At 24.6% G+C, this 2,614-nt stretch carries 2 protein-coding genes; both read left to right on the top strand.

Annotation, left to right across the window (positions count from 1 at the left end; genetic code table 11):
• Window positions 1–2,204, top strand: a 2,204-nt coding sequence (locus tag KJQ97_RS09095) for an efflux RND transporter permease subunit (protein ID WP_250325873.1), incomplete at its 5' end; no start/stop codon positions are given.
• On the top strand, window positions 2,197–2,614 hold a 418-nt coding region (locus tag KJQ97_RS09090; RefSeq protein WP_214120646.1), incomplete at its 3' end, for a hypothetical protein. The genes KJQ97_RS09095 and KJQ97_RS09090, both read left to right, overlap by 8 nt.

Raw genomic sequence — 2,614 nt, 5'->3', positions numbered from 1 at the left:
GTTTAGGGTTATCATATTATTCTACTAAGATAGAAGTTGAAGCAAAATCAACTAGCTTTTTCTTAGAAGATGATAAGGATTTACAACTATTTAATGAAAGTATAAAAACTTTTGGTTCTCAAGATTTTTTAGTATTAGCCTATAAAAGCCAAGGCGATGTCTTTAGTATTGAAAGTATTGAAAAACTTCAAAATATAGAGAAAAAACTATTAAAAATAGATGGTGTTAAATCAGTTCTTAGTATTTTAAATGCTCCATTATTTTTAAGTGATGGAAAAAGTATAAATGAAGGAGCTAATTTATTAAAAGCTAAAGATGAAATAAGTAAAAATAAATTTTATTTAAAGAATTTAATTAGCAAAGATTATTCGGTTGTTGATTTTTTAATATATGCAAATAACCCAGATGATTTGATTGTTACATTAAAGCAATTTGCGCTTGATAATGATTTGATTTTAGGTGGGATGAGCGTTATTGCAAGTGATATGATTACTTATGTTAAATCTGATTTATATGTTTATGGAATAGGGTTGTTTGTATTATTATCAATTGCTATTTTTATATTTTTTAGAAGTTTGTATTTTGTATTTGTTTGTATGTTTATATGTTTAATTTCTCTTTTTAGCACGACGGGAATTTTGGCGATTTTGGGTTATAATATAACCGTTATTTCAAGTAATTATGTAGCATTGGTTTTAATTATTACAATTTCTGTTATAGTGCATTTATTATCTCATTTTTCAGAACTTATAAACTTTAATAAAAATACAGATAGATTAACACAAGTAAGACACACATTATTAGCTAAGGCAAAACCTAGCTTTTATGCTATTTTAACAACCGTAGTTGGGTTTTTAAGTCTTGTTTTTTCAGGAATAAAACCTATTAGTGAATTAGGCGTTATGATGAGCATTGGTATTAGTGTTAGTTTGCTTTTATGTTATTTATATTTGCCTTATTTGTTACTTGCAAAAAAAGATTTTAAAAATGTATATTTTGCTAAAGAGCCTAAGTTTTTATTGTTTTGTGCAAATACTGCAATAAATCATAGAAAAATAGTATATTTTGTAAGCTTGATAATAGTCGTTTTTGCCATTGTTTCAATTCCAAAGCTTAGTGCTGAAAATAGTTTTGTGAATTATTTTAAAGATAGTAGTGATATTAAAAAAGGTTTATTATTAATTGATGAAAAATTAGGTGGAACGCTTCCGTTAGATGTAATTGTTAAATTTAACGATGAAGACGATGAACAAGCTGATGAGTTTGCTGAATTTTTAGATAATAGTGATAAGTACTATTTAACACCATCAAAAGTAGAAATTCTAAAAAAAATTCATAATTTCTTAGAAAATCAAAATTATGTAGGCAGTGTTTTAAGCCTTTATTCGCTTTTAGATTTTGCAAAATCTATGAATAATGGTAAAGATATTGATGGCTTTTTGCTAAATATATTGCAAAATAACCTTGAAGAAAGCACTAAAAAGCAAATTATTTATCCATATTACAACGAAAAATCAAAAGAATTTAGAATAGCAATTAGAATGGTTGATAGTGATAAAACTTTAAAAAGAGCTAAATTTTTAAAAGATTTAAATGATAATTTAAGAGAACTTACAAAAAATGATAATATAAATATTCAAGTAAGTGGAGTTATGGTGCTTTATAACAATATGCTAAGCTCACTTATAAGTTCTCAAGTAGATACTCTTAATTTTGTTATACTTAGCTTATTTGCATTGTTTTTAATAATTTTTAGAAATATAAGATTTAGTATTATTGGAATAATTGCTAATTTGATTCCTATTTCATTATTATTTGCGATTATTGCTTTTAGCGGGTTAAGCCTTGATTTAATGAGTATTACAATTGCAGCAATTTCTATTGGAATTGGAGTTGATGATATAATACATTATGTGCATAGATTTAAAGAAGAAATCAAAAAAAGGAATTTAAATGATGCTATTAGGGCAAGTCATCAAAGTATTGGTTCAGCACTTTATTATACAACTTGCACTATTGTTTTAGGATTTTGTCTTATGATGAGCTCTAATTTTACACCTACTATTTATTTTGGATTACTGACTGTTTTAGTTATGATTTTATTATTATGCGGTTCTTTGTTTTTATTACCATCACTTATAATTAGTTTATATTTTAAGGGTTATTTTAAAAACGAATTATCAAAGAAGGATTTAAGTGCTTAAGTTTAATAATATAATTTGGCTTTTAAGAAAAAATTTTTTTATTACTTTTATTTTACTTGTATTAGTATTATTTTTTAGTTTTTATGTAAATTTTACAACAGTCAATGATAAACTAATTAATAATAACAAATTGATTTCTCATAGTATTCAAAATGCTATAAAACAGCATAAAATTAGACTAGATTTATATTCAAAAGCACTTGAGATGAATCCTAGTTTAAAAAATTTAGACTTAAATACATTTTCAGCATTTTATTATCTTAATGAAGATGGAGAAGTTTTAGATAAAATTAGCAGTGATGAAGTTGACCCTTTAAAAAAATTCATAGAAATTAATACTAGGAATTTAACTGGCAAAACTACTTATATTAGCGAATTAATTACTACTAAAGACTTACAAAGTAGCATAT

The organism is Campylobacter sp. 2018MI01, from assembly GCF_018501205.1.
Lineage (GTDB): Bacteria > Campylobacterota > Campylobacteria > Campylobacterales > Campylobacteraceae > Campylobacter_E.
This window is presented reverse-complemented; position numbering and strand designations above follow the sequence as displayed.